Raw genomic sequence first — 19,243 nt, forward strand, 5'->3', positions numbered from 1 at the left:
CGGGTGGAGTGGCCGAGAGGTTAGGCAACGGCCTGCAAAGCCGTTCACGCGGGTTCGAATCCCGTCTCCACCTCGAAGGAGGAACAAAACGCGACCGTCGGACGGGGGCGCGGGGCGAAACGCCCTGTGTCACCCGGCCGACGGGACGCGGTGGTCTGGTCGGATGTGATGGAGTGGCCGAGAGGCGAGGCAGCGGTCCGCAAAACCGTGCACGCGGGTTCGAATCCCGCCTCCATCTCGCAGGACGGACCGCCGGTCGCGCCGTGCGGAGCCGAGGGCTTCGTACGGGCGGTCGACGGGACGCGGTTGTACAGGGTGGAGTGGCCGAGAGGTTAGGCAACGGCCTGCAAAGCCGTTCACGCGGGTTCGAATCCCGTCTCCACCTCGAAGGAGGAACAAAACGCGATCGTCGGACGGGGGCGTGGGGCGAAACGCCCTGTGTCACCCGGCCGACGGGACGCGGTGGTCTGGTCGGATGTGATGGAGTGGCCGAGAGGCGAGGCAGCGGTCCGCAAAACCGTGCACGCGGGTTCGAATCCCGCCTCCATCTCCAGTGTGGTGCGCGGGACTTGGGGTCCCGTTGCGGCCCGGGCGTGTGGGCCCTGTCGGGCGCGACGTTCGGCGCGGGGCCGGTGTTCGCGCGGTCGGTGTGGGCTTCGGCGCAGGGCCGGGTGTGAGCTTCGGCGCAGGGCCGGTGTTCGCGCGATCCGCGCGGGGGGCGACAAGGTCGGTACCGGGAACGACAAGGTCGGCCCGGAAACGACAAGGATGGGCCGCCGTCGGCGCGCCGGTGGGCGTGTGACGGGTGCTGGGAAGAAGATTCGGGCTCCGGGTGAACCTTGGTCCCCTTCGGGCCGCCCAAAGGATGGACGCCGTTCACCCGGAGTCCCGAGAATGTCCCGAACCTGTCCCTTTCGCTTTTCGGAGGCCCTGGGTGACATTCCGTCAACAATCGTCTCGACGACGATCCGTGCCGAGTTCGCGGCGGCGACGGATCGGTGTCGTGGCCACGACCGTGGCCGGCGCCCTCGCCGGCGGCGCGCTCGTCATCGCACCCGCTCCCGCCGTCGCGGCGCCGGCCGTGGACGTGCTGCTCGCCGAGGTGTACGGCGGCGGCGGCAACAGCGGCGCCAGTTTGACCAATGACTTCATCGAGTTGGGCAACAAGGGTTCGGCCGCGGTCGCGGTCGACGGTTGGAGCGTGCAGTACCTCCCGGCCGCGCCCAAGCCGACCTCGGCGTGGCAGGTCACCCCGCTGACCGGTGCGGTGGCACCCGGCGGCCGGTACCTGATCGGCGAGGCCAAGGGCGCCGGCGGCACGCTCGTGCTGCCCACGCCGGACGCGCAGGGCTCGATCAACATGTCCGGTACCGGCGGCACGGTCGCGCTGGTTCGCGGCACCACCGCACTGACCTGCCTGACCGCGGTGGACTGCCTCGCCGACGCGCGCGTCGTGGACGTCGCGGGCTACGGCGACGCGGTGGTCCGCGAGGGCACCCCGGCGAGCGGCGCCTCCAACTCGGCGTCGGTGGCCCGTACTTCCGCGCTCGCGGACACCGACGACAACGGCGTGGACTTCGCGGCGGGCGCGCCGACGCCGCTCAACGCGCGTGGACAGGGTCCGACCGACCCCGGTGGTCCGGGCGAACCCGAGCCGACCAACGCGCGCATCCACGAAATCCAGGGCACCACCCGGGTGTCGCCGAAGAACGGCGCCCGGGTGACCAGTGTTCCGGGTGTGGTGACCGGTGTGCGGACCTTCGGCAGCGCGCGTGGCTTCTGGTTCCAGGACATCCAACCGGACGGTGATCCCCGCACGTCCGAGGGGCTGTTCGTGTTCACCGGTACGGTCACCCCGCAGGTCGCGGTCGGCGACGCGGTCAAGGTGACCGGCAAGGTCGAGGAGTTCTACCCGGGCGGCATCGGCATCGGCGGCCAGTCGCTGACCCAACTCACCGGCGCGACCTGGGTGATCGACGCGTCCGGCCAGGCGTTGCCCGCGCCGGTCACGCTCGACGCGGCGACCCTGCCGGACGCGTACGTGCCGGCCGGGACGCCGTCGATCGAGGCGCTCGCGCTGGAGCCGTCGAAGTACGCGCTGGACCTGTACGAGTCGCTCGAAGGCCAGTTGACGCGCGTAGGCGAATCGCGTGTGGTCGGCCCGAGCACCTCGTTCGGCGAGTTGTGGGTCACCCTGGAACCGACGCAGAACGCGACCGCGCAGGGCGGCACGCTGTACGCCGGGTACGACGCGCAGAACGGCGGCCGGCTCAAGGTCTCCTCGCTGATCCCGTTCTCCCAGGAGCCGTTCCCACAGGCGAACGTAGGCGACACGCTCACCGGCACCACCACGGGACCGCTGACGTACGACAACTTCGGCGGGTACGCGCTGGCCGCGACCACCCTGGGCAAGGTGGTCAAGGGCGCACTGACGCCGGAGACCACGCGGGACCAGAAGAACACCGAACTCGCGGTCGCCACGTACAACGTGGAGAACCTCTCCCCCAAGGACGCCCAGGCCAAGTTCGACCGGCTCGCGAAGGGCATCGTCACCAACCTGTCCACGCCGGACGTGGTGGCTCTGGAGGAGATCCAGGACAACAGCGGACCGACCAACGACGGTGTGGTCGCGGCCGATCAGACGCTGGACAAGCTGGTCGCGGCAATCAAGGCGGCGGGAGGCCCGACCTACGCGTGGCGCTCGATCGAGCCGGTCGACGGCAAGGACGGCGGCCAGCCGGGCGGCAACATCCGCAACGCGTTCCTGTTCGACGCTACGCGCGTCGAGTTCGTGGACCGTCCCGGTGGCGGCCCCACCAGCGCGGTGGGCGTGCGCAAGGACTGGCTGGGGCGTACCCAGTTGACCCAGTCGCCCGGTCGGGTCTCCCCCGCGGACCCGGCGTGGGAGAACAGCCGCAAGCCGCTCGCGGCGGAGTTCCGCTTCCGTGGCAAGACGGTGTTCGTGATCGCGAACCACTTCGCCTCCAAGGGCGGCGACCAGGCGCTGGACAGCCGGTTCCAGCCGCCGACGCGCAGCTCGGAGGTCCAGCGGGTGGCGCAGGCGAAGGTGCTGCGCGGCTTCGTGGACGAGTTGTCGAAGTCCGACCCGAGGGCGAACCTGGTGGTGCTCGGCGACCTGAACGACTTCGCGTTCTCGCCGACGCTCAAGACGCTCACCGACGGCGGCGCGCTGCGCACGATGGTCGACACGCTGCCCGCGAACGAGCGCTGGGGATACGTGTTCAACGGCAACAGCCAGATGCTCGACCACATCCTGACCAGCCCTCGGCTCACCCGGTTCGAGTACGACATCGTGCACGTGAACGCGGCGTTCGCGGACCAGGCGAGCGATCACGATCCGCAGGTGCTGCGCGTGCACCCGAGCACGGGCAACGACTTCCTGGATTGCCTGGAGCGGTTGTGGGAGGAGCTGTTCGAGCGGTCCTGAGTCGGGTGTGACGCGATCCGAGAGTTGACGGAAGGTCACCTCGCGCCCGGTGCCGTGTTCGGCGCCGGGCGCGAGGGTTGTGGGGGCCGCGCGTGGGTTATGCGGCCGGGGTGGGTGGGTCGGTGGGAGCCGGTGGGTCGGTGCGGGCCGACGAGTCGGTGGGAGCCGGCGAGTCCGTGCGGGCCGGTGACTGGGGGCGGGCCGGCGACTCGGTACGGGCCGGTGACTGGGGGCGGGCTGGTGACTGGGGGCGGATCGGTGGGTCGGTGCGGGTCGGCGGGTCGGCCGGGGTGGGAACTTCGGTCGGGGACAAGGCTCGTGCGGCGGCTTCGGTGAGTGCGCAGGCGTCCGCGACGCAGTCGTAGTCGACGTGTTCGGGCAGGTCGGTGTGCAGGTGGTAGTGCGGGATCAGCTTCTGGTCGTCGATCGAGACCAGGGTCGCCGTCGGGTAGCCGTGGCGGTTGGGCACCACGCCGTCGGTGGAACTGCGCGAGCGCAAGCCGGTCAGCACCGCGATGTCGTTGCGGGTGGCGCACTCGGAGAGCAGGTTGTTGAAGGGGACGTCGTACGGCTCCATCCGCAACGGGCCTTCGGCCTCCAACAGGACGAGGTTGCCCGAGCCGACGGTGTCCACGTTCAGGAACCACGTGCGCTCACGGTCGAGTTCGGGGAAGTGCCGACGGGCGAATCCCCGGATGCCCTCCTGAAGCGCCTCCTCGGCACCGGCCGAGACGAGCAACACCCGTACGCCGTCGACGGGTTCGTCGCGCAGCGTGGCGGCGAGCGCGACCAGTACGGCGACCCCGGACAGGTTGTCGTTGGCACCGGGGACCGCGCGGCTGCGGCCGATCTGGGTGAACGCGGCGGTACTGACCGCGGCGAGGCCGATTCCGGCTCGGCGTACGCCCCGAAGCCCGGTGGCCGCGCCGAGCGCGATCAGCGCGGGGCCCGCGACCACCGGCCACCACATCGGCGGATTCTCGCTCGCCTTGTCCAGCAGTTGCGGGTAGCGGGTGGCGACCCATCGCGCGGCCCGCTCGTCGAACACCGCGCCCGTGGGCGCCGCGTCGTGGTGTGCGGTCACCACGAGGGTGCGCGGCGCGTCCGGGTCGCCGACGGAGGCAACCACGTTGTAGGCGCTGCGCGGTCGGCCGCCGAGGGCGCGGCGCGCGTACTGGCCGCGGTAGGAGATGTCGTCGGCGATACCGAGTGTGGCGGCGCCGGCGACCAGCGTCGCGGCCACACGGGAACGCTTCGCGAGCAGGCCGGCGAGGGCGGCGAGGGCGGTGAGGGTGCCGATCGGGCGCGCGTACGACGCGTACGCGGGCTCCTCCTCCACCACCGCGTCGCGCGCCCCGAGATCGCGCAGCAGCCCGGCTATCCGATGCGCGGCCTCGCGCTCGCCGGACGACGTGGGCAGACGCTCGATCTTGGCCAACGGCTCTATCACGGCCCGCAGTTCGGCCTCGGAGGGTCGGCGCGACCGGCTCCTCGTGCCGTTCGTGCCGTTCCCCCGACGCGAATCGTTTCCCTCACGGCTCGTCATCCCGCCACGATGCCACGGCCGGCCGGGTCGTGTCCGCCCCGAGGGGGACCTTTGTTACTCGCGAGTCGGGTCGGGGGCGGGCGGGTGCGGAGCGGGCGTTGCGTTGCGCCTGACGCGATGCGGCGCGATGCGTACGATGCGGCCGCAGCGCGATGCGTGCGATGCGATGCGTTTGGTGCGGCGCGGCGCGGCGCGTGCGGTCCGGCGCGTGCGGTCCGGCGCGTGCGGTGTCGCCACTCGATGGTGGAGCTCGTAGGTCGTTTCCACCACCTGGGCTATTCATGCGACTTATTGATTTCGTTCACAAATATCCCGCTCATTACGCTTCGTTCCGTCGGTGACGGCATGTCGGGCCGCCATCTCCCGATGGTTCGGAGATTCATGACCTTGCAAGAAGCGGAAGCGTTGTCCGCGCCCTGGTCGCGCGCGCCATCCCTGTCCTGCCCGGCGGTGCCCGCGCAGGGCTTCGCCGAACGGTACGCGGCGCCCGCGGCGCGACCCGGTGTGATGGCGGTGCGGCTGGCCGGCGGGCTGCCGGCGTGGGCGGTGACCGGGCATGCGGCCGCGCAGGCCATGCTCACGGATCCGCGGCTGGTCAACGACATGACCGTGGTGAATGCCCTCTCCGCGAGTACACCGCACGGGCTGCCGCGCACCCGCTACCCCGAGAGCTTCCTGTCCACCGAGCCCCAACTCCTGGCGCGCGACGGCGCCGAGCACCGCCGGATGCGCCGGATCGTGAGCCCCTACTTCCAGGCCGCCCAAGCGGGGCTCGTCGAGGCGGAACTCGAGTCCTGTACCGAGGACTTGGTCGATGCCCTGGCCCGACGGCCGCAGGGCGACCTGGTCGCCGACCTCGCGATCCCGCTGGCCGCCGCGGGTGTCGCCTCGATGTTCGACATCACCCCCGGCCGGGCGACGGCCGTCGTACGCGCCACCATGGCCGCGGGCCTGGCCGGCCACCCCGACGCCCCGCACGGCCGCGCCACGGGTCAGGCCTTCGTACTGCGGGTCCTGCAGATCGTGGCCACCGCCCGCAGGAAACGCCAGGACAATGCCGCCCGGGCACTGCTGACCGCCCACGGCGATGGGCGTCTGACCGGCCCGCAGACGGCCGCGATGGTGGGACTGCTGCTCGTCGGCATGGTGGAGTCACTCACGACTGTCATCCCCACCGCCGCCCTGATCGCGATGCAGCGCCCCGAGGTGCGGGCCGCGCTGCGGTCCGGCGACGCCGTACGCGTCGACGCCGTGGTGGAGGAACTACTGCGCCTGTCCACCCCGTTCCACCACAGCGCCTGGCGCATGGCCCGTGAGCCGCTGGTCCTGGACGGGACGCCCATCCGGGCCGGCGACGTGGTGGTGGCGTCCTTCCTGCACACCAACCTCGACGAGCGGCGCTGGCCCCGGCCCACCGAAGTCCGCCTCGACCGCCCGACGCCCCGCGGCCACCTCTCGTTCGGGCACGGCGCGCACTACTGCCTCGGCGCCGCCCGGGGTCGCGCGCAGACCCGCATCGCGCTGACCCGGCTGTTCACCCGCCTGCCCCTGCTCACTCCGGCCGCCGACCCGGCCGGCCTGTACTGGCACGGGGGCGGTCTGCGCCACCTGCACAGCCTTCCGGTGCACACGACCGGCGGTCCGGCCGGACCGGTCGGAGCGGTCGGACCCGTCGGACCTGTCGGATCGGGGGACGCCGGGTGAACACCGCCGGGAAGCCGTACGTCACCGCCGCTCTCCCGGCCGGAACCGGGGCCCGCGACTTCGGCCTGCGCACCCGGCACATCCGGCGCACCCTGCACATCCAGCACACGTGAGATCTCCCTCGGGTGCCCTTCCCACCGAGACCCGGGCGCCGTCCGCACGCCCGAGGAGCACTCATCCGGAGCGCCGGCGGCCCCGACCAAGGAAACGATCCAGCCGATGTCCGACCCCGACAAGGTCCTCCCCGTACGTCTTCCCGCGCTGACCAGCCTGCGGTTCGTCCTCGCACTCACCGTGGTGTTGTGTCACCTGACCCTCATCTCGGGCATCTTCGATGTGGGGCTGGACAGCCCGCTGGCGGTCATGGAGCCGATTGCCACCGGCGCGGTCAGCGGCTTCTTCGTGCTGTCGGGATTCGTCCTGACCTGGGCGCACACCCCGGGAGAGTCACGGCGGGCGTTCTGGCGCCGGCGCCTGTGGAAGATCGTCCCCAATCACGTCATCGGCTGGGCCCTGGCCGTCGCCTTCTTCGCCGTCATCAGCGCCACGCCGGCCACCGTGCTGGCCGACGGCGACAGCATCGGCGCCGCGGTGGCGGGCCTGTTCCTGCTGCAAAGCTGGATCCCGGACCCGGACTTCTTCTTCAGCTTCAACGCCCCGGCCTGGTCGATCTCCTGCGAGGCGTTCTTCTACGCCCTCTTCCCCGCGCTCCTCACCGCCGCGTCGAGGATTCCCACCCGGCGGCTGACCGCCTGCTGGGCGGTGCTGGCCGCGGCCACGCTGCTGATGCCGCTGGTCTCCACCCTCGTCCCGGGGCCACCCCTGTACGACTGGCTGCCCGTCAACGCGACCAGCCTCTGGTTCGTCTACCTCTGCCCGCCGGTGCGGCTCACGGAGTTCGCCCTCGGAATCCTCACCGCCCGCCTCATCCGAAGCGGCCGCTGGCCCCACCTGAACCGGGCGCAGGTCGCCGCCCCCGCGGTGGTCGTCTTCGTGGCGCCGGCCTATCTCCCCGCCCAATACGCCCTCGGCATGGCCATGGCCGCCCCACTCGCCCTGATCATCGCCGCCCTCACCCAGGCCGACCTCCAGGGCCGCACCCGGGTCATGCGCCATCCGTACCTGATCGCGCTGGGCGAGGCATCCTTCGCCCTCTACATGACCCACTACCCACTCATGCTGACGATCCGCCACATGCTCGGCGTCGAGAAAACCTTCACCCCACTACCCGGCACCCTGATCGTCACGACCTTGACCGCTGCCTCCATCGCCCTGTCCCTGGCGGTCTACCGCTACTACGAACTCCCCCTCATACAGCGCTGGTCCCGCCCGCGCCGCCCGGCTACCGCCGCCCCCGCCCGGGTTGCCGAAGCCCCGCCCCGGGTCCTCACTCCCCGTCCCCCCACCACCACACCGACCCACCAACCCGCCGACCCGACCGAACGTGACCCGCTCAACCGGGCGCCGACGTGAGGACCATCTAGCAGCGCTCGGAGGCGTCCACCGCTCCCGGCAGTTCGGGCGCGTCCTCCGTCGCCGCGACCGGCGTCGCGTTCTTGCGGGTCGCCAGCACCGCCCCGCCCAGGATCAGCACGAACGACGCCCCGATCGCCACCGTGAACTTCTCGTCCAGGATCAACACGCCGGCCGCCACCGCGACCGCCGGGTTGACGTACGTGATCACCGTGGCCCGCGCCGCGCCCACCTCGCGCACCAGCTCGAAGAAGATCACCATCGCGATCGCGGTGCACACGAGCGCCAGCACCCCCATCGCCCCGAGCGCCTTGCCGCCCGGCACGTGAGCGGGCCACTGCGCGGCGGCGAGCGGTATGTACACCAGCGCGGTGAAGCCCAGGCAGACCACCGTCATCGGCAGGCTCGGCACCTCCTTGAGCCTGCGCTCGGCCACCAGCGCCGCACCGGCGTAGCACAGCGCGGTCGCGAGCACCTCGACCGCCGCCCACGGATCCCCGCCGCCGAGCGTCGGCCCGGCCAGCACCGCGACCCCGCCGAACCCGATCGCCAGCCCGATCCAGCGCACCGCCCCCATACGCTCGGTGCCACCGGTCAGGTACACGAGCACCGCGCCGAAGATCGGCACCGACGCGATCAGCAGCCCGGTCGTCGAACTGGACAGCCGCCGCTCGGCGTCCGAGAGCAGCCACCAGGGCCCGACGAACTCGGTCACCGCGAAGACGAGGAGCGGCCACTTGTACGGGGTGAGCCCGCGCAGCCCCGCACCGCGCAACGCGAACGGCAACAGCAGCAGGGCCCCGAGGCCGGTACGCACGAACACCAGCACGCCCGGCGAGACCTCGTCCACCGCGACCTTGATCAGCAGGTACGGGATCCCCCAGATCACGCACATGCACGCGAACAACAACGCTCCACGACGACTCACGGCCGTGTCCCCTCAATCTCTGGATCGAAGAGGATGATCAACCACACGGGGCCGATCGGTCTAGAACGTTGTTGCGCAGCACGCTGCTGCGGTAGCCGGCGGGGGTGACGCCCAGGACCCGCCGAAACCATCGCCCCAGGTGTGCCTGATCGGCGAACCCGACCGCGAGCGCCGCCCGGGCGGGCGTCATCCCCTGGGCGAGCAGCGCCTGGGCGCGGGCGACCCGGTGCTGGGCGAGCCAGGCGTACGGGGGCAGCCCGACCACGTCGCGGAACGCGCGCAGGGTCTGGTAGCGGGACAGTCCGATCCCGGCGGACAGCTCGCTCAGCGAAGGGGGCCGGACGAGTTCGTCGGCGAGCCGCTCGCGGACCGCGCGGGCCACTCGGGCGGCGTCCGGCGAGCCGCGCCGATCGGCCCGGGAATGCACCGCGTGCCGCCCGACGAGCGCGCGCAGTACCTCCACGACCCGGGTCTCGCCCTCGAACGCGTCGCCGCCGGCGGTCAGGTGCGTGTGTACGGCGACCAGTTCGGCGGCGAGCGCCGGGTCGGCCACGAGCAGCGACGGGAAGTGCGGGGCGGGACCGGGCAGGTCCTCGCCGACCAGCGCGGCCGAGGGGTAGAAGACCCGGTAGGCGTACCCTTCCGGGATGCCCGGGCCGCCGGTGTGCGTCTCATGCGGTTCGGCGACCACGATCGTCCCGGGTCCGGACCGGTGCACCGCGCCGCGATAGTTGATCTGCTCGACCCCCTCGACGCACACCCCGATCGCGTACTCCTCGTGCGCGTGCGGCGCGTATCGGTGCCGCCGAAATCGCGCCGTCATCAGGTCGAGCGGGGTGTCCTCGACCCCGTACACGCGCGTCCACACCGCGGACTCCCCGCCCCGGCCGCCCCCGCCGACGAGGTCGTCGCCCGCGGCGCCCCCGGGCCCGCCCGGTCCCACGTCACCACTCATGTCGATTCGCTCTCAAGTACCCGTGCACGGGCCGCCCCGGCACGATCGGCTCGAACCACTCCTCCGGCCCGGGATCCGACAACCGCAGCTCGACCGACTCCGGATCGTCCGACGCCGCGTCACTGAACGTCACGAACGCCGCCTCGACGTCGTCGTCGTACAACCCGTGCCGCTCCAACAGCGACGCCGCCTGGTCCACCAACAACCGCAACGCCATCTCCTCCGCGAAGCACGCCGGCGGCGCCCACTCGGTCCCACCGAGCCGCCCGGTGACGGTCACGGCGGCCACCACGAACCGCCGGACGAACCCCTCCTCCAACAGTGGCAACGCGTCCAGCACGAAAAACGAGGCCCCGTCCGCCTCACGAAGATTCACCAGATCCGTGAACAGCAGGTCCACCAGCACCCCGACCGAGCTCGCCACCGCCCCCGCCGCGAGCCGGGCCTTCTCCTCCGGCACATCCGGCTGCGCGGTATCCGGCTCACACCCGAAGGCGTCCAGCCCGAAGGCCCGTACCCCCGCCGCCTGCCGCTCGATCCGCAGCCGCTCCTCCGGCATCGGCCGGCGCGCCCGCAACGCCGGATCCCCCGCCGGCGCGTCCGGCCCGTCGGCGGCCATCAAACTCTCGTACACCAACTCCTCGTGCAACTGCACCTCACTGCGCACCACCCGCCAATCCGCGAGCAGCACACTGGCCTCCAACACCGCCAACACGATCTGCCGCGCGGTGCGCTCGGCCGCCTCCAACGTCGGCGCGTCCACCGACAACAACACCGCGGCCCCATCCGACCGAGGCGTGACCCGATAGTCCACCAGGTCCACCCCGACCCCGTCCGCCTCCTCGAACCCCTCCACGGACTCGAGCCCATCACTCAGCAACGCCCCGACCCCGAGCCGCTGGAGTTCATCCAGATCGGGATAGGTCTCGAGCGGCACGACATCGACATTCACCGGATAAGCCACCCCAAGATCTTCCCGGACCCACCCCCCTCCCCACGCCCGACACCACCGAACAACCACGTGGCGGACCACCCCCCAAAGTGCGATATGGTTTCCGTGTTCGGCCAGCCGAACACCGGGACGTGGCGCAGCTTGGTAGCGCACTTGACTGGGGGTCAAGGGGTCGCAGGTTCAAATCCTGTCGTCCCGACCAGCGTTTACGCAGGTCGGAGGCCGTCTTCTCAGAAATGAGAGGGCGGCCTTTTCTGCGTTCTGGGGCGTGGTGGTCGCAGTGTGGTCGCACGACCGCCGCTCGGGTTTGGGGCTCACGAGCGATCGGCCCGCGACTGCGGCCGTGTAGAGCGGTTTGAACAGGTCGCGCAACCGGGCCGGGTGGTCGCGATGTGGACGCAACCGATTCAGCGGGTGCCTCGCCACGTCTGCCACGTCCACTCCCTCGGCAGCGGCGAGGGCTTCCTCGATGGCGTCGACGGCACCGTGGGCGGCCGACCGGGTCAGATGGGCGTAGATGTTCGCCGTCGTCGACAGCGTCGAGTGCCGCAACGTCTTGGACACCACCGTCAACGGCACGCCCGCGGTGATAGTCAGCGTCGCCGCGAGGTGTCGCAGGTCGTGCATCGTGATCCGCGGAACCCCCGCCAGGGCGGACCAGTGACGGAAGCGATCCAGCAGAGTCTGCGGCCGCAACGGCCGACCGTTGTCACGCGTGAACACGAGACCGGTGAACGGATCGGCAGGGTCCACACGGCGCGAGCCGCTCGCGCGAGCACGCCTGCGAAGGGCGGCGGCCACGCGCGGGGAGATCGCAACCCAGTTCCTGCTGCTGCGCGTCTTGGGCGCGATGATCACCAGCCGATTGTTGTCCACGGCCGAAAGCGTGTACCGCACGTAGAGAACACCCTCGTCCAGGTGCACGTCCGCCCAATGCAGGCCCAACGCCTCGCCCTTGCGCATCCCCGTCCCGATCAACACCTCGCACAGATCCGCGAGCAACGGGTCGCCCTCACGGCAACACCGCAGGAACCGCACCGCCTCGCGAGCCGACCACACCGTGCGCTCAGCCGCCCGCGGCCGAGGCACGATCGTCGGCCGCGCCGGGTTGTACTGCAACCGATGTTGGCGAACCGCCTCCCCCAACGCACTCGACAACGTCGCCAGACACCGATGCACACTCACCCGACCCCGCCCCGCCGCGAGCTGAGCCCGAGCAAAACCGACCAGATGCCGACGACCGAGCTCGTCCAACCGGATCGCACCGAGGTGTGACACCAGATCGTTGACCACATAGTCCCGGTAGCGGACCAACGTGGTCAGCTTCAGCGTCAATGACTTGGCCTGCAACCACTCCGTCAGGTACTCGGCCACCGTCTGATTCGGATCCGCGTCGAATCCGCCGATCGCCCCTTCCAACAGACGCCGCAACGCCGCCGCAGCGGCCTCGTCACTGCCGAAGCCGCCACGCCGAACCGTGACCCGCGAACCGGTCGGCGCGGGCAGATCCACCGCGAACGTCCACGTACCGTGCCCGGGATCAGTGACCAGCCCCGGACAACGAGCACCGAGCTGCCTGCGCTCCCCATCACGACAACCACACCGACGATAGACACGGCCTTTACAAGCTGAAGAACGCATCGTGATCGCTTCCAAAGCGCGAAGGATCCCCTACCTCAAGCCTGCGCGCCCACCCCGCGACCACAACCCGGCACCGACCCACCCCGACCAGCAGATATCCCTTGTCGTGCGCTCAAGTGCCGACACCAATCTCGTGCAGACTCCAGCGCTTACTTACCGAAATTGGCTACAGACTGACTGTTCTCCACCCGTCCCGTACGCTCGCAGCCTGGCGCATTAACCGCTCCCTCAAGGGGCCTTTGTAGCACCCGCACAAGGGCGGGTGACCAACCGAGGTACGCACTTGGCAATCGGTCGGCTGCGGTGTCATGGCAGGACCAGCCCTCGGGCGATCGCGGTGCCGGTGAGTTTGTCGGTGAGGTAGGCGGTGGCGTCGTGCGTATGGGAGCCGTTGTGGACGACTGCGTTGACCACCGCCTCGCCGAACCACGGGCGCAGATCCTTTTCGAGGGCGACCACGTCGCCGCGATCGGCGATGTTCGTCCACACGAGGTGTCCGCCACCGGGCCACACACCCCGGGGCTCCGGGTCGGAAGCGACCTTGCCGAGCACCTGGCGGAGGTGGCCGGGGCCCGTCGGCGCGGGGGCGGGGTCGAGCCGATCGAAGATCATCGGGGTTCCCAGCGGCGAGCCGAGGGTCACCAGGGCGCGGACAGCATGGCCGGGCAGGGAACACAGCACCTCGTAGGCCACAACCGATCCCAGCGAATGCGCCACCACCACACGGGTGTCTGCGGTGATCGCTGCCGCCACCCGGGCGCGCACCGCCTCGCGGATCTCGGGTTCGAGGAGGTAACGAGTGGTCTGCTTCAGGTCCGACACCAGCGCACGGAGCACCAGGCCGGTGAAGTAGCGGCTCTGGGGTAGGGCCCGCAATGCGGCCTGTGCCGAACGCGCCAACGTTGTGTGGGATCCATGCCCAACGCGCTCACATGCCGGTACCCCAACCGGCCGGTGAACAAGTCCAAGACACGCTCACGTGCCTCGTACAGCCCGGGGCGATCCCACCGCAGCCGCGCGGGAGCCTTGGGATATCGCGCGATCGCCGTCGCGATCAGAAATCGACCAGGTTCCCCCGTGCCGTCCGACACGCAAACCCCCGCACCCCGGAACTCCACCGAAGGACCACTGTAGAACGACGCATACAGCCGTTCGTCCGGACCGAGACAGCCGACGAGATCCTTGACTCCCTCGCCCGATTCTGCCAACGAATCTCCGGCGCAGGACACTAGCGCTTCCGTTTGTTCTTCTGCTGCTTCGGACGCGAAGCGCTTGCAGCGCGGCGAGGTGACCCTTGTGCGTGCAGGTTGATCGTGCGCCGAAGATCGGCAGCGGGCCGGAGGGACCTCAGGGTCGCCGTCAACGTGGCGTCCAAGGGCCCGATGTGTCCGTCGTAGAAGATGCCGACGAGATCCCGTGTCGGTTCGTCGTAGAGGAGAACCACACCTCGCGGGAGGTTGAGCTGGTGCTTCTTCGCACGCAGGTAGCCTCGCAACTGCGTCTCCGTTTTGGCTGCATCCTGTCCAGCCGGGCGTGTAGCCCAGACGACCAGCCATCCTTCGGCGGGATCCACGCTCCCTGTGAGAGGCATGGTGAGGCTACGACCTGCGCCATCAGGAGATGGATTGTCGAGGAGTTCGTCACCGTAGCGGGCGAACTTGTGCTGGACATCCGTCGTTGCGGACAACAGTGTGGCGCCGATACTGAGCCATCCTGTGACCCTCCTCGACTGCAGTTCGTCGAGGAGGGGTGCGACCGGTGACAGCACCATCGCCGGCTTCGGCACGGGATCGACGACCCAGGCAGCCGATTCTTTGGTGTGAAACCAGTGGTCGAGGGCGTCCGTCCGACTGCTGATCCAGGCTGGTTGGCGTGAGCGATGGCGGCGCAGCTCGGCTGTGGTCGGTTCAGGGAGGAACGGGAAAGCGGCACGGACCTGGGCCGGGTCGGGTTCGACCCAAAGCCCCGCCTCGAAGAAGTACAGGAACAGATCCAGTTCGTCAGGCGCGCGGAACATGACAGTGACGTCAGAGTTTCGACGTCGCCGAAGGTAGAGGAGAAACTCGGCCGGTCGAGCGACGAGTTCGGTAATCAGCTCGAGGTCGTGCAGCGACACGGTCCACGGAATGTTGTCGGGCCGGAGCACGTTGGCTCTCACCAACTCTGCGGTGGCGGTCATGACGGTTGAAAGGTCGTCGAGACTGACCGCGATGGTATGGATTTCGCGGACATGACTGAGGTCGACCCAGCCTTCTCCTTCGACTCTCAGGCCTCCGTCCCGTTCGATACCGTCACGCATCCGGCCGGCCTGCTCGGCTGCCTTCGTGATGATGCCGGTCAGGTCCGTACGGATCCGTGTGATCTTGCCACCTCGGGAGTGGCCACTCAGCGCTACGGCCTTGTCTTCCACGATGATCGCGACGTCGTCGACGAGGAGAAGGTGGTCGCCTTCGACGCGTTTGGTGTATCGCGTGGGATCGGCATTCGCCTCTTCAACGTCGTTCGCGGGCACGTAGTACTCGAATGCGTCCCTGAAGTTCCCATCGGGAAGTACCCGCTCAAGAGCTCTACGAGTCCGGGTCTCGAGCAGGTCGCCGCGATGCTTCGCGTAGCTGTTCCACGCAGTCGACGTCTTGAGGTGCTCTTCGAGGTTCTCCCGCACCGAGAACACGTTTAGCGCCGAGTGGGCCAGCATGATGCGTCCGTTGCCAGCGACAACGAGAGGACGGACGCGCATCGGATTCTTGCCTGTGGTGAACGCGTGGACAACTTCCGCAGGAGACGCTGTCCCCAAGTCGAGTCGGAAGGATTCGACAACGGCGTGCACGCGTTCCTCGGCGATGCCCGTATGCGCGACGATGTCTCCAACGGCGACTGTCACTTCGTCGGCAGCGGGCTCGAACATCGACATGAACCCGGACCGGGCGAGTTCCGTCATACGCTCGTTCATGTGGCGCAGTTGCAGATCGTGGCATGCCTCCAGAACAGCCAAGGCGTCGTTCGCGTCAAACCCGAGTTCGGCGATCAGCGCCGCGTGGACGTTCGGTTCCCCGTCAAGAAGGGCGCGGTTGGTAACCGCGACCATCTCCGGGTAGGAAGAGTTACGCATGTGCACCTCGGCACCCTGAATAAGCAGGGACACCATGGCAAGCTTGTCGTTCGAATCGATAGCGGCGAAGGCCCGCATGTGTGCGAGCCGGAGAAGCGCGTCGAGCTCTTCCTTTGCCTCGGAAACGAATTGGCTCATTTCCTGATCGGCAACGGCGTCACGGTCGCGGGTTCCGGGTGTCTCCGTACCCAGCTGCGCGGCGAGAGCAACCAGTGCAAGCAGTTCGAGGCGCGCGGCACTGGCCTCCGCATCTACCCGTATCGCGCCCTCGGGCGCCATCGGCAGGAACGCCAGACGACCCACCTCGATCAGCCGGAGCGCGTCGAACCGCCGCGCCTTGACGACGATCCGGGTGATGGCGTCGTCGAATGCCGCATCGAGCGCCGCCTCGGGATCCTCCGCCGCCGTGAACCTCTCCATGAGTTCCAGCACCGAAGTCCAGGAGTCGACAATGACCCGCGCATGCGGGTCGAATACCGCTGCCTCCGATTCGGCTCGACGTCGCCTTTTCTTTCGCGTTTCGTGACGCTTTGAACGAGAAGCCACCCGCCAATTGCACCACACACTGCGACCAAAGAGCCAACGGATTCCGGCAGGCACCACCTTCGGCTTACGGCTGGCGCTGTGGCCATCATGCAAACCCGTGGCAGGTGTCGTCACCGGCGGTTGCCTCGGGTTGGTAGCACGGTATCCGTCTCCGAAGACCGGCTCCTACTCCACCCGTTTCCTCAACAGGCCGCCTTGACATTCCTTGAGCCACCGCTCGACCGCTAGACAGCCGTCCTGGAGCGGAGATCTCCCCCGGAGGCAAAGACCGTGCAGCGGACCTTCTCTCAGCATCTGCCGGTGCACGGGCTGCGCCTTCGGTGTTCACCGGCCAGAAGCTCATGGCGATGCTGCGGACGTCGACGTCGTCGTAAAGCCCGTCGATTCGCGGTCGATCGGCCTTGATTCGGCATCTGCCGGCGTTTCCGACACACGCACGTCAGGGTCCTGATTGACGGTCGCGCCAGTCCCGCAGGACGGTAAGTGCCCAGTCGCGTCGTTGGTCCGACGTCGGATTCCAGAGACTGGTGTCGGTCGGCTGACGTGTAGCGTTGTCGAGGGCGGGTCCAAAGGTTCGCGTAGCGTTGTCCAGCCCGATCAGGCTCTCGACGCGGTCGGTGAATTCGCCTGCCGAACCTGGGAAGGCCGGGCTGTCGGGAACCAGCCGGATCACGAGTTCCAGAAGGAGCCAATGGCTGTTGCGTAGAGTGGTGTGGACCCAGGCTCGTACTTGATCAGGTGCGAAGACGTGCCACAGCACGAGGAGCGACAGTTCACATCCGGTCAGGTCCGTCGCAGACCGGGTGCGGGCCGGTTCCAGGCATGTGGGAAAAGCGGTGACCAGGCGCGTTCGTCCTTCGAGGGCCCATGGCGGAAGGCCGGGGGCGGCCGCCTGGGTCAGCGGTTGACCATCCGGAACGACCAGGTAGGCCAGTGCCAATGCCGCCAGTTCGGCACCCTGGCATGTTGCAGCCATCCGCTCGAGGACGTCTGGACGGTCGTGTTCGGCCACGGCTCGGAGAAGGTCGGCCGCGGCGAAGCGCACGGATCCTTCCGCGGTGAGGATCCCGTGTCCTTGAGCCGGGGTATTGAAGTCCCGGTACTGGTCTGCCATGAGTTCCAACACCTCTGCCAGTGGCAGAGGTTCGCCCTGAGACAGACGATCGCGAATCCGACGGACGATCCGATGCGTGTCAGAGCCGAGGAGGAGCACCAGGCGATCGCGTTCGGGACCTTGTGCTCCTGCGGCCAATTGGGCAAGAGCCTGCCTGAAGTCTGCTTCGGAGAGGTCATCTTCGGTGACTCCGAAGGCGAAATAGCGGTCGAAGTAGTCCACGTGGCCGGCGCCGAGGGGAACAGGGGCTCCTGTCACGCCGATTCCTGGACGCACCGTTCGGGCGACGGCTCCGAAGAGAGTGCAAAGGATGTCCAGGACGCCCTCACAGTGGCCCGGCGCCACACCGGCGTCCGCTATTAGTCTGCGCCACTCGGCGGCTCGGGCTTCAGCGGCATGCGACGGACTGAAGTCTGTTCCGGTCAGGGCTGCGCGCTGCCCGGGCAGCGCGGCGTACAGGGCCGGTTCCATCGTGCGGAGGAACGTCAGAAGCAAAAAGTCGACCGGATCGACGTTGCCGACAACCGTTGCCAGGCTCGCGTCCGCTTGGGCGAAGTACCGCTTGATTGCCCGAGGAGTGCGAAGCCGGGAGCCAAGGTGCGCGTGATAGCTCTCTCCGAATCTGCGCAGCTGCGGCTCGGAGAATGTGATCCCGTGACCTGAGAGCAGTTCGTCGATCGCCTGCTCGACAAGCGCAATCGCATCCTGGTCACGGAAGGCAGGCAAGTCCAGGCGCACCTGGATCATCTTCTCGAGAAACTCACGCGCCCGAGATTCCTCGCCGCCTACCAGGTCGCTGCGCTGGAGAACATCCAGCAGCGTGCGCTCGTCGAAGCAGAGCAGGTAGTGCACGTTCGGTAGGCGCCCGACCAAGCGCACCATCTTGAAGACCACCAAGAGTTCGTCCGGCGTCAAGCGGTCCAGATCGTCCATGACGACGAGCACGGGTGTACAGACGTCGCGTAGTGCCTTCTCGGCCTTGTGCCTGGTGGCCGATGCGCTCGTGTCACCCGCCATACGATCGGCTACGGTCTTGGCGAGCTCGGAGACGTCCATGAAGCCGATGAGGCCGGCGAGCTTCCCGATTGGACTGACCGCCCCGGCGTAGCTCGCGAGGGTCTGCCGCGCGGTCGACCAACGGTCTCCCTTCGGGAGCGCTTCGCGGATCTCGCCGAACAGCGCAAGTGCCAGCGACTCCGGATCCTGGTAGAGCCACGGATTGAGTTCGGCAATGGACCACGCCTCCTGTCCGGAGGCCTCATACGACAACCGACTGGTCACCAAGTTCAACACGGACGACTTGCCTGACCCCCACGAGCCGACCAGGGACAAGACGACAGAATCGTCCTGTCCGCGGACACGGCGCAGTATGCGAACGACGTGCTCCGCGTATCGCCCGCGGCCAAGTGCATCGGGGCGGCCCGGCGAACCATTAACGGGCTCATCGCTGAAGAAGGGGCGCGAACTCACGTGCAGATTCTCCCAGACGAGACTCGTACGTGCGAATTTTTGCGACGGCGCACCATGCCTGCACACGTCGCGGCACGTCCGTTGCTACCCGTCGGCAGGGCGCGCGCCCCCGCCCAGTTGAACCACCGCAATCGGGGCAACCACCAGGCGGCCGGGCGGCCGGGCCGATACTCGGATGAGCTCGCCCTTGTCCAAAGCCTCCTTGACCACCAGCGACGCAAGTCCCCGAAAACACCATGCTCACCGAATCGTTCGCGGTCAACACTCGCGGATGAGCACGAACTCGCCCTCGGCCGCCACCGGATGGAGACAAATCCGTTCAGCAGTGGTAGGGGGATATGTTGGGAGACAGGGGAC

General features: G+C 68.7%; 11 protein-coding genes and 5 tRNA genes. 8 read left to right on the top strand and 8 right to left on the bottom strand.

Translation table 11 applies throughout. The features are described 5' to 3' along the window. Nucleotides 1–2: 2 nt before the first annotated feature. From OG948_RS05765 to OG948_RS05785, 5 genes are all read left to right on the top strand, one after another. Nucleotides 3–73, top strand: a tRNA-Cys gene (locus tag OG948_RS05765). Between the two features lie 94 nt (nucleotides 74–167). Further along, nucleotides 168–238: transfer RNA gene (locus tag OG948_RS05770), tRNA-Cys, on the top strand. A gap of 76 nt (nucleotides 239–314) precedes the next feature. Then, nucleotides 315–385, top strand: a tRNA-Cys gene (locus OG948_RS05775). A 94-nt stretch (nucleotides 386–479) separates the two neighbouring features. Next, nucleotides 480–553 (top strand) — tRNA-Cys (locus OG948_RS05780). A 450-nt stretch (nucleotides 554–1,003) separates the two neighbouring features. After that, a complete protein-coding gene (locus tag OG948_RS05785) occupies nucleotides 1,004–3,448 on the top strand; it encodes an endonuclease/exonuclease/phosphatase family protein (RefSeq protein ID WP_406294338.1) in 2,445 nt (814 codons plus the stop codon). Nucleotides 3,449–3,545: 97 nt separating this feature from the next. Here the strand turns inward: OG948_RS05785 and OG948_RS05790 are convergent, their stop codons facing one another. Further along, nucleotides 3,546–4,994 carry a M28 family peptidase gene (locus tag OG948_RS05790; protein ID WP_406294340.1) on the bottom strand — a complete coding sequence of 483 codons (1,449 nt, stop codon included), beginning with the start codon at nucleotides 4,992–4,994 and terminating at the stop codon, nucleotides 3,546–3,548. Nucleotides 4,995–5,375: 381 nt separating this feature from the next. On the opposite strand from OG948_RS05790, the gene OG948_RS05795 reads away from it, so the two are divergent. Then, the gene (locus tag OG948_RS05795) at nucleotides 5,376–6,698 is read left to right on the top strand and encodes a cytochrome P450 (RefSeq protein ID WP_406294342.1); all 1,323 of its coding nucleotides are present in this window, start codon (nucleotides 5,376–5,378) and stop codon (nucleotides 6,696–6,698) included. 219 nt (nucleotides 6,699–6,917) lie between these two features. After that, nucleotides 6,918–8,171: an acyltransferase family protein gene (locus OG948_RS05800; protein WP_406294344.1), complete on the top strand. Its 1,254-nt coding sequence runs from the start codon at nucleotides 6,918–6,920 to the stop codon at nucleotides 8,169–8,171. 7 nt (nucleotides 8,172–8,178) lie between these two features. On the opposite strand, the gene OG948_RS05805 is transcribed toward OG948_RS05800, so the two are convergent. Genes OG948_RS05805 through OG948_RS05815 form a run of 3 tightly spaced genes read right to left on the bottom strand, consistent with a single transcriptional unit; the run spans nucleotide 8,179 to nucleotide 11,018 of the window. Continuing rightward, nucleotides 8,179–9,099, bottom strand: a complete 921-nt coding sequence (locus tag OG948_RS05805) for a DMT family transporter (RefSeq protein ID WP_406294345.1) — start codon at nucleotides 9,097–9,099, stop codon at nucleotides 8,179–8,181. Between the two features lie 37 nt (nucleotides 9,100–9,136). Next, nucleotides 9,137–10,054 (bottom strand): helix-turn-helix domain-containing protein, encoded by a 918-nt coding sequence (locus tag OG948_RS05810; RefSeq protein ID WP_406294347.1) that lies wholly within the window; start codon nucleotides 10,052–10,054, stop codon nucleotides 9,137–9,139. After that, complete coding sequence (locus OG948_RS05815; RefSeq protein ID WP_406294349.1) at nucleotides 10,044–11,018, bottom strand: hypothetical protein; 975 nt, start codon at nucleotides 11,016–11,018, stop codon at nucleotides 10,044–10,046. The genes OG948_RS05810 and OG948_RS05815 overlap by 11 nt, the downstream gene beginning before the upstream one ends. Nucleotides 11,019–11,131: 113 nt before the next feature. Between OG948_RS05815 and OG948_RS05820 the strand changes: the two genes are divergently transcribed. After that, a tRNA-Pro gene (locus OG948_RS05820) sits at nucleotides 11,132–11,208 on the top strand. On the opposite strand, the gene xerC is transcribed toward OG948_RS05820, so the two are convergent. The 4 genes from xerC to OG948_RS05840 form a co-directional block, all read right to left on the bottom strand. Next, nucleotides 11,187–12,662, bottom strand: a complete 1,476-nt coding sequence (gene xerC, locus OG948_RS05825) for a tyrosine recombinase XerC (protein ID WP_406294351.1) — start codon at nucleotides 12,660–12,662, stop codon at nucleotides 11,187–11,189. The two genes, OG948_RS05820 and xerC, sit on opposite strands and share 22 nt — an antisense overlap. 291 nt (nucleotides 12,663–12,953) lie before the next feature. Beyond that, a complete protein-coding gene (locus OG948_RS05830; protein WP_406294353.1) occupies nucleotides 12,954–13,547 on the bottom strand; it encodes a hypothetical protein in 594 nt (197 codons plus the stop codon). Nucleotides 13,548–13,875: 328 nt separating this feature from the next. Next, nucleotides 13,876–16,188, bottom strand: a complete 2,313-nt coding sequence (locus OG948_RS05835; RefSeq protein WP_406294354.1) for a preprotein translocase subunit SecA — start codon at nucleotides 16,186–16,188, stop codon at nucleotides 13,876–13,878. Nucleotides 16,189–16,741: 553 nt separating this feature from the next. Then, on the bottom strand, nucleotides 16,742–18,886 hold the full coding sequence (locus OG948_RS05840; RefSeq protein WP_406294356.1) for a P-loop NTPase fold protein: 2,145 nt from the start codon (nucleotides 18,884–18,886) through the stop codon (nucleotides 16,742–16,744). Nucleotides 18,887–19,243 lie beyond the last annotated feature (357 nt).

Source organism: Embleya sp. NBC_00888, from assembly GCF_045207655.1.
Classification (GTDB): domain Bacteria; phylum Actinomycetota; class Actinomycetes; order Streptomycetales; family Streptomycetaceae; genus Embleya.

Excerpts from the sequence above, each read along its gene's own strand:
- OG948_RS05790 (WP_406294340.1), bottom strand. The coding sequence starts at position 4,994 with ATGACGAGCCGTGAGGGAAACGATTCGCGTCGGGGGAACGGCACGAAC.
- OG948_RS05795 (WP_406294342.1), top strand. The coding sequence starts at position 5,376 with ATGACCTTGCAAGAAGCGGAAGCGTTGTCCGCGCCCTGGTCGCGCGCG.
- OG948_RS05800 (WP_406294344.1), top strand. The coding sequence starts at position 6,918 with ATGTCCGACCCCGACAAGGTCCTCCCCGTACGTCTTCCCGCGCTGACC.
- OG948_RS05810 (WP_406294347.1), bottom strand. The coding sequence starts at position 10,054 with ATGAGTGGTGACGTGGGACCGGGCGGGCCCGGGGGCGCCGCGGGCGAC.